An 8,355-nucleotide genomic window follows, 5' to 3' on the forward strand; every position below is an offset into this window, starting at 1 on the left:
TACAGCGCTTGTCGATGTTATGGAGTACAGTGTTGAATCCTCAAAGCCCTGTACGACAACCCTATTCCCTATTCCCTATTCCCTATTCCCTATTCCCTATTCCCTATTCCCTATTCCCTATTCCCATTCCCTATTCCCTGTTCCCATTCCCTATTCCCTGTTCCCTATTCCCTAGCGCGAAGCGCTATAAATATGCTCTAACTTTCAACTCGCGTAATTTTCCCATAGGGAATGGATTGATTGGCTTCAATAATCACGCCTCCAATGTTTTTCTGGGCGAATATATAATCCTTATCGAACCAGAGGGGAATATAGGGGACTTCTTCGGCTAATCGCTCTTGAATTTCGACTAGGAGCAAGCGACGTTTTTCTGGATCTTGTTCTTGCCGTTGTTGGGCAATTAAGTCATTGACGCGGGGATTATAGTAAAAAGAGCCGTGATATTGACTTGCGCCAGCCTTACAGCCCTCGGTTTCTGAGCCTTCAGTACATTCGAGAAAGGGTTGTATATAGTTATCTGGATCGAGGAAATCGGCATACCAATCGAGCATAAATGTGGGATAAACGCCTTTATCTAGGTTTTGGAATGCGGTGGCGGATTCGACGGAGTTCGGTTGTATATCTAAAAGTCCTTCCAGTTGAGTATCGGCGATCGCCTTCAGGGTACTCGCAATTAATCCCCGTTTGGTGGAGCTGGAGGGATACCAAATCTCCACAACTGCCGGTTTATCGACGGAATAACCGGCTTCAGTTAACCGTTTTTTCGCCAGTTCCACATTGCCATCGCCATAAAGAGTTTTAAAAACTGGTTCTGAAGCGGCAAAGGTTTTGGGTATTAAGGTATACGCGGGTTCCGATTGTCCTTGCAAAACGCGATTGTTAATGGTGGGGCGATCGGTGATGGCTGCTAAGGCTTGGCGAACGGGGAGTTGATTGAGCGGATCGGATTGAACATTAACAATAATATAGTTCAATGTATTACCTTCGGCGGCAATTTCTTGCCATCCTTCTTTATCCATTTCTTTCTCTAAACTATCAATTTGATTGCTGTCTAATGAGCCGAGACTTACGTCAATCGCTCCAGTACGAAAGGCATTAAATAAGTTGGCAGGAGAAGAAAAGACTTGAATATCAATGCCTTCATTTTGTGCTACATCTCCCCAATAGTCAGTAAAGGGTTCTAATCGGAGGACATCTGGAGTAACTTCAGCTACTTTATAAGGACCGGTTCCCACAAAGGTATCGGGCTGAAATTGACCGCTACCGATCTGATAGGATTGGGGTGAAATCGGGCAAAGTCCTGCAAATGCTAGAAGAGAGGTAAAGCCCGCAAAGGGTTGGTTGAGTTTGATGGCGAGTTCATATTCTCCAGTCGCTTCAATGGATTCCACGATATCGGAGAGTAAAAAAGAGGGTCTGCCCTGGTTTTCCATAAACCGCTTGAGGGAAAATATCATGGCTTCAGCATTAAAGGGTGTGCCATCGTGGAACATGACTCCTTGACGCAAGGGAATCGTGTAGGTGAGCCGATCGCCGCTTATCATCGGTAATTCTGTCGCCAACTGTGGTATTAAGTCCGATGTTCCATCCTGGTAAGTATACAGGCGATCGCCGATATTGTAGAGGACGTTGAGAGCAGGGATTTCATAGGCATCGGCTGGATCGAGGGTACGGGGTTTGAGTGTCGTGCCTAAAATTACTGGTTCATTTTCTCTCTTCGAAGTTTGGGTATTATTCGACTGGGGATTGCAGGCGATCGCCATGAAACAACAAACTAGCGCGATCGCCAAAAATTTACCGAAACCCTGCGATGGTTTTAACCCAGTAAATAGCAACTTCTCTCTTCCTTGCGTGACCATGGCTCTCATCATAATGCGTGTGCTAGAGGAAGGCAATAGTCATTCTCGTAATCGGGAAAACCTCGTTTTACTCTACCGCTTTGGTGGTTGCTGTACAAGATGGCGATTCGGACGATTGTTCACTGCATGCACAGTTTTGTATTTTTGACAACAAAATTTTATATTTTTTACGATACCCTAGTACGAGAAAATGATTAACCGAAAATAAAATAGAAACCACAAAATCACATAAGCACTATTGACTAAAACCATCAGGATTTTACCGAGCCACGATTGGACAAAAGACCAGCAATACACGGTTCCTCCCATCACTAAAAGTATTTCTAGAGCCGAAACCCAAACTCCATAATGGGCAGGATTCCAATAGGAGAAAGGACTAATGAAGCGATAATTGCTGAAGGGGAAGAAATGACGATGGGCATCGTCATGATGGACGGGTAAATCGAGGAGAGAATGACCGATTAAACCGAGAGCAAAGATTTCTAAGGGTTGCCAATTGAGCCAATAGCCGATGAGAAGAAGAATTACTGCTAAGGGGATCGAATGGAAAAGGGCGATCGCTGTTTGCCACCCTTGAGCATAATAAGCTTCTGACCAAATGGTAGCTTCAGGGAGCTTTTGGATCAGTTTTGCCCAACCGTAAAATAGGAAAATTGGCACATCTGGCACAATTCCAGATAACAGGATTAAAAGATTGTACTCTGGGAAATTCGATTTTCCCAAAGCAGTCAAGTTTAAAATGGCGTGGCTGGGCGTATTCATAATCGCAAATCAGAATTTTAACGGATGGAAAATTCTAAAGACCGCACCTTCGAGTCTAAAGATCGTACCTTGGATTCTAGCTGACGGACTTGTTGATCGAGCAGACGCAGTTCTTGAGACAATATTTGTACCTCACTAGGACGGATATCTCGATTAAGGGGTTCGGGTGGATCGGACTGTCCGAAACTGGGCAATGAGAGTAGGCCTAAAATAACGGTCATCACGACCAATAAACTGATTAAAAAGGAGGAGGGTTTCATGTGAGAGAATAGGAATAGGGAAGAGTTAGGGGTTAGGGTGGACAAGAGAAGGGATCGTCGGATTTACTTCTACAACTCTTGCCCTGGATACCCTATAATTGCTATAATAAAATAGTGCAAGAAATTTTGATCTCTTTTGTCGATCAGTTGGCAAATTAGGGTTTATGCATCCGGTACTTTCGCCTCCGATTCGCAATATGGCAGCCGCTCCTACCCAGGCCCCTGAAAAGTCGGGCCAAGTTATCCGTAAGCCTTATCCGAATTACAAAGTCATTGTCCTTAATGATGATTTCAATACGTTCCAGCATGTTCATGATTGCCTGGTGAAGTATATTCCTGGCATGACAACCGATCTGGCTTGGGAATTAACCAATCAAGTTCACTATGAGGGACAAGCCACGGTTTGGGTTGGCCCCCAAGAGGCGGCTGAACTGTATCATCAACAGTTAAGTCGGGCGGGTTTAACGATGGCTCCCCTGGAAAAGGCTTAAGGGGTGGGGAGCAGCGAGCGTGGGCAAGAAGAAGAAAAAGAAGTCAGAATGCTCTGAGGCTCCATCAAAGTCTACTGAAGCATCGGGTCGCTTGGTGTGGAATCATTCAACTCATTTGGAGGGGTTGATTCCCATTTTGGAGAAGTTGACGACCTATGAAGGCATTTCTACGATTACGCCAGGGGTCATTGGTCGGGTAAAAAGCCATATGCCCCATATGAAGTTGAAGGTTTCGGTTCCTATTCGGGGAGGGTTTAAGCTGATTGCGCGCCAAGGGAAGACGGTGCAAGAGGTGTTTATTGTAACGACTTTATCTCAAGCAGACCTGGAGGAGGCGATCGCCACAATCTTATAGGAACCTGTTCTGAGCCATAAGGTTGCATTCCATGGGATCGAGCCATTCCCAGTGTCCCCAGGTCTATTAAAAAAGGGTTGACTTAAAATTCAATCCTGGTTATAGTGATGGTGTTGATGAAATTATCAAGTCTGTGAGGCCAGAGGTAATGACCCCTACACCATCGAGTAAAAGTCAGTTAATGCAAGCGTTTGAGAAGATTGTCAATGAGAGAAAATCCCCCAATGCGCGGGTAGAAACGAAGGAACAAGAGGCGCAGCGGGAACAGAATCAGCAGGTGTTGGCTAAGGTTTCGAGTTATAGCCGCGATCGCCTGATTACGGGACTCGCCACTCTCCACTTAGATTTAGGCAATACCATTGAGCAGTTAACCGAGAAGTTATCCACAGAAACCGATAAGCTCAAGGAAATCAATCAAGTGATCGCCGTTAAACAGGAACAATTACAAGATCTCAAAAATGTCCGTATTGTTGCCGATGCTCTGCATCTTTTGACTCAAGAACATAATGCCAAACTGAATACATTCGAGGCTCAAATTACCAGTCAGCAAGAAGCCTTACAAAAGCAACAGGAATCAGTGCGTAAATTCTGGTCAAAAGAGCAACAAGAATATGAGGGTGTTCTCTCGGAAAAAACTGAACAGATTAACCGCGATCGCCAGCATGAAGAAACCGATTTTCAATATGAATTAGAGCGCTTGCGCCAAATGGAATCAGATGACTATGAAGAGCGCAAACGGCAACTCGAACACGAACTTCGTCAGCGTCAACAACAACTCGATAAAGACTGGCAACAGCGCGAAAAAGTCCTCAACGATCAAGAAGCAGAATACACCGAATCTTGTCAAAAAATTGCCGGTTACGAAGAAGAACTCAAACAAGCTTACACTACAGCTAAAGAAGAAGCCATTCAAGATGCCAACCGTGAAGGCAAAGTCAAGTCCGATCTTTTAGAAAAAGAATGGACAGGTATTCAACAGGGATACGAATTGCAAGTTCAATCCCTAGAAACAACCATTGAACGGCAAACTGAACAAATCACCGCTCTTTCCGAACAACTACAAGCTGCCGTTAATCAAGCTAAAGAACTGGCGATGCGAGCCTTTTCCAGTTCCGGCAGTAATAATTAATTTCTATGTCCCCACGATTGATGAATTTTAACCATGGCTAAAAAACCGACAAGTCGCAATACAAAATCAGAAATTCTTGCCTCTTATCAAGAATTACTGCAAGAGAAAAAAGATCTAGAAAACAAAATTGCCCAAACCGCCGAGCCAAAACAAGCACAACCTTTGGTAAAACCGACTCCCGTGATTGAACATCCCAGCGCCCAGAACTCAGTACACCGAGTGACAGAACCTATGAAAAAAGTCTTGCAAGATTTAGAACAAATTCAAGCCACCTTTGGCGGAGCCTTAAATGAGCTTTCCGATCAACTTTTAAAAGAAGCAAGTGAACTCGAAGAGGTTGAGGAACAGGTACATTTAGAACAAGAACAATTGCAACAGTTACATGATTTAGAAGTGGCTGAAACCACCTTAGACGAATTAATTGAACAATATCAAACCCAGGCAAAAACCTTTGAACTCGAATGGGAAGAGCAGCGAGAAACCCTAGAGCAAAGTTTAGCGGAAGCCCAAAAAGCTTGGGACAAAGCACGCCAAACCCATCAACGGGAGATTCAAGAGCGCGATCGCGCCAGTCAGACGCACCAAGACCGGGATGGACAAACCTATGACTATAATTTGCAACTCCAACGCAAGTTGAATACAGAAACCTATCAGCAAACGCGAGAGCAGCTAGAGCAAGAGCTTTTGGAGTTGCGGGAAACCCAAGAGCAAACCTGGCAAGAGCGAGAGAAGGCGATCGCCGAACGGGAAAAAGCCTATACTGAAGCGAAAGCTAAAGTAGAAGCCTTTCCAGAAGAATTACAAGAGAACACCAAACGCGGTAAGGAAAACGGTCGCAATATTGGTCACTATCAAGTCAAAATCAAAGCCGATCTTCGCACTCAAGAAATGGAAAGCCAGAAGAAAATCTATGAGTTGCGCTTACAAGGCTTATCCGAAACCATTCAGAATCAAGAAAACCGGATTCAAAATCTCTCCCAACAATTGGATTCCGCCTTGAAACAGGTACAAGATTTAGCCGTCAAAGCTATTGAAGGAGCCTCAAATGTTAAATCTTCTGAGGCGCTCAAAGAAATTGCCCTGGAACAAGCGAAACAAATGAAAGGGAAATAAGTTTGATGGGGGTGTTTGCCCTCACGATTACAGATTTGGGAGTAGTTTGGGAATTGCACAATTGCGGGTGGATGCAAAGCAATTCCCAATTTTTTGATTTCACACGATATAGCGCTTTGCGCTTCGCGCTAGGGAATAGGGAATAGGGAATAGGGAATGGGGAATGGGGAATGGCTGAGGCGATCGCCTCCTCCCTCTAGCCCAACGCGCTACCATTCTAAATAGATCTCATCTATGCAACCGGTAACCATGACACAAACAGCCTCTTCTTTTGACTTTGTGCCTCAAGCCACTCAAGATCGAGAAATCCTAGAACAATTGGGCTTTTTGCCTGGTGTCAAAGAATTCTTAATGGTGCGCCAAGTTCATGCCTTAGAACATGCAACTGTCTGGGTTTTGACCGAGTTCGATCGCAGGGGCGAACTGTTGGGTGGCATGTCTACAGAACAGGGATTTTACCTGTATGGTAGCGTTAACCCTCAAACCTTACAGCAAGCCGTTTATAGCGCTCTAAACCGTATTACCAGCGGAGAATGGAACCTAGCGGTTCATCCTCGATGCGGAACCAATCTTTCTGTCGCGTTGCTACTCACGGCTGGTTTTACCCTGGGTGTGAATTGGCTGATGCCCAAAGATCCCCTCGGATAATTGCTGGGGGTGGGAGTTGCTGCCATGAGTGCTTCCCAGTTGGCCCCTGATTTAGGGCCGATTGCTCAACGCTACGTGACTACAGCTATTCCCTTTAACCTGGAAATTGTCAGAATTGAGGAGAGTCAAGATATGTGGGGTAAACCCGCCCATTTTGTGCGCGTCCGATGGCAGGATTAGTAACAAAACTTAAAAAACTAAGCGTGCAGATGAGAACCGTTGAGTAGTACCCTGAGAGACAATGCCCGTTAACAAATACTCAAAGGAAACAGTCATCATGGTTAAGCGTGGTTCTAAAGTCCGTATTAAACGCAAAGAGTCCTATTGGTACAACGACGTTGGTACGGTAGCAAGTGTAGACAAAAGCGGGATCAAATACCCCGTTATTGTTCGCTTTGACAAAGTCAACTATACCGGTTTCAGCGGTAGCGCTTCTGGAGTCAATACCAATAACTTTGCAGAAAGCGAACTTGAAGAAGTTTAATCGTTTTGTGGCAAAGCTTATTGGGATGAGCAAGAGTTGTGCCTGAACTACCAGAGGTTGAGACGGTTCGGAAAGGACTCAATCAACTGACGCTAGAGCAGGAGATTGAGGGTGGGGAAGTGTTGTGCGATCGCCGGCCGTCAGGTTGGAGTCACAGCATTGCCCACCCTCCTTCTGTGGATCGGTTTTTGCAGGCGTTGCAAGGAGCGAAGATTAGACAATGGCACCGTCGCGGCAAATATTTATTAGCAGAGCTGATCGAGGAAAGAAACTCTGCTGGATGGTTGGGGGTACATTTGCGGATGACGGGACAGTTGTTATGGGTTGCTCCTGGGGAACCTCTGGCGAAACATACGAGGGTAAGATTGGAGTTTAGATCCCAGAAAGAGTTGCGTTTTGTCGATCAGCGGCGGTTTGGTCGGGTTTGGTGGGTTCCGCCTGATGTGGCTCCAGAGAAGATTATCACGGGATTGGGGAAATTGGGGCCAGAGCCGCTTTCTGAGGAGTTTTCGGTGGAATATTTGCGCCGCACCTTAGAGCGTCGAAAACGACCGATTAAAACGGCTCTTCTGGATCAGAGTTTTATTGCTGGACTGGGTAATATTTATGCGGATGAGGCGTTGTTTCTCTGTGGGGTGCATCCGGAAATGCGCTGTTGCGATCTGTCGGTTTCCCAATGGGAGAGCTTAAAGAGGGCGGTGGTTCAAGTGCTGGAAGATAGCTTGCAAGAGGGGGGGACAACGTTTAGCCATTTTCTGAATGTGCAAGGAGTCAATGGCAATTATGCTGGGGTGGCGTGGGTCTATGGTCGCAGGGGACAGCCATGTCGTCGTTGTAACACAGCGATCGAGCGGGTGAAGTTGGGGGGGCGATCGAGTCATTTTTGTCCCCAATGCCAATCCATTAAAAATTAAAACTTGACCTGCAAACTCGAACAACTGCGATGACTTTACCCATTAAAAATATAGTTTAAAAAATATAGTTTAAGCACAGTCGATCGCTCATTCAGGCTCGCCAATCTGTAGAGATTGAATTTGCTCAGAAAACCAAGACGCAACTTCTCCATTACTGGCTTCTTGTAAACGTCCCAGAGCTTGTTCGAGAAGATCTATGGGTAAACCGGATAAAGCCTGAGATTGATTGCAGTCTTGATATTGATTATTCTCTTGTAACTAAAAGGCAAACACTCGCCGTCCAATAATACAGCGCTTTGCGCTGTAACGGAGTACAGTCTCATTGAGATCAGTCATTGCG

At 45.5% G+C, this 8,355-nt stretch carries 9 protein-coding genes and 1 pseudogene; 7 read left to right on the plus strand and 3 right to left on the minus strand.

The features are described from left to right. Positions 1-197: 197 nt before the first annotated feature. The 3 genes from AC3A14_RS07260 to AC3A14_RS07270 form a co-directional block, all read right to left on the minus strand. Positions 198-1,859, minus strand: a complete 1,662-nt coding sequence (locus AC3A14_RS07260; RefSeq protein WP_487778950.1) for an ABC transporter substrate-binding protein — start codon at positions 1,857-1,859, stop codon at positions 198-200. Positions 1,860-2,036: 177 nt separating this feature from the next. Further along, positions 2,037-2,621: a hypothetical protein gene (locus AC3A14_RS07265; protein WP_318732853.1), complete on the minus strand. Its 585-nt coding sequence runs from the start codon at positions 2,619-2,621 to the stop codon at positions 2,037-2,039. Between the two features lie 17 nt (positions 2,622-2,638). After that, positions 2,639-2,881 carry a hypothetical protein gene (locus AC3A14_RS07270; RefSeq protein ID WP_271940571.1) on the minus strand — a complete coding sequence of 81 codons (243 nt, stop codon included), beginning with the start codon at positions 2,879-2,881 and terminating at the stop codon, positions 2,639-2,641. Positions 2,882-3,045: 164 nt separating this feature from the next. Between AC3A14_RS07270 and clpS the strand changes: the two genes are divergently transcribed. From clpS to AC3A14_RS07305, 7 genes and pseudogenes are all read left to right on the plus strand, one after another. Next, entirely contained in the window at positions 3,046-3,372 is a 327-nt protein-coding gene (gene clpS / locus AC3A14_RS07275) for an ATP-dependent Clp protease adapter ClpS (protein WP_318701560.1), read from the plus strand. 91 nt (positions 3,373-3,463) lie between these two features. Further along, positions 3,464-3,727, plus strand: coding sequence for a DUF2103 domain-containing protein (locus AC3A14_RS07280; RefSeq protein ID WP_413039106.1), 264 nt, complete (start codon positions 3,464-3,466; stop codon positions 3,725-3,727). A gap of 148 nt (positions 3,728-3,875) precedes the next feature. Next, complete coding sequence (locus tag AC3A14_RS07285; protein WP_318732851.1) at positions 3,876-4,856, plus strand: coiled-coil domain-containing protein; 981 nt, start codon at positions 3,876-3,878, stop codon at positions 4,854-4,856. 33 nt (positions 4,857-4,889) lie between these two features. Further along, on the plus strand, positions 4,890-5,969 hold the full coding sequence (locus tag AC3A14_RS07290; protein WP_318701554.1) for a coiled-coil domain-containing protein: 1,080 nt from the start codon (positions 4,890-4,892) through the stop codon (positions 5,967-5,969). Between the two features lie 234 nt (positions 5,970-6,203). Further along, a pseudogene (locus AC3A14_RS07295) lies at positions 6,204-6,797 on the plus strand (DUF6391 domain-containing protein). 97 nt (positions 6,798-6,894) lie between these two features. Continuing rightward, entirely contained in the window at positions 6,895-7,101 is a 207-nt protein-coding gene (locus AC3A14_RS07300; protein WP_271940587.1) for a photosystem I reaction center subunit IV, read from the plus strand. A 38-nt stretch (positions 7,102-7,139) separates the two neighbouring features. After that, on the plus strand, positions 7,140-8,015 hold the full coding sequence (locus AC3A14_RS07305) for a DNA-formamidopyrimidine glycosylase (RefSeq protein WP_318732850.1): 876 nt from the start codon (positions 7,140-7,142) through the stop codon (positions 8,013-8,015). The last annotated feature ends 340 nt before the right edge of the window (positions 8,016-8,355 follow it).

This window comes from Roseofilum sp. (assembly GCF_982964205.1).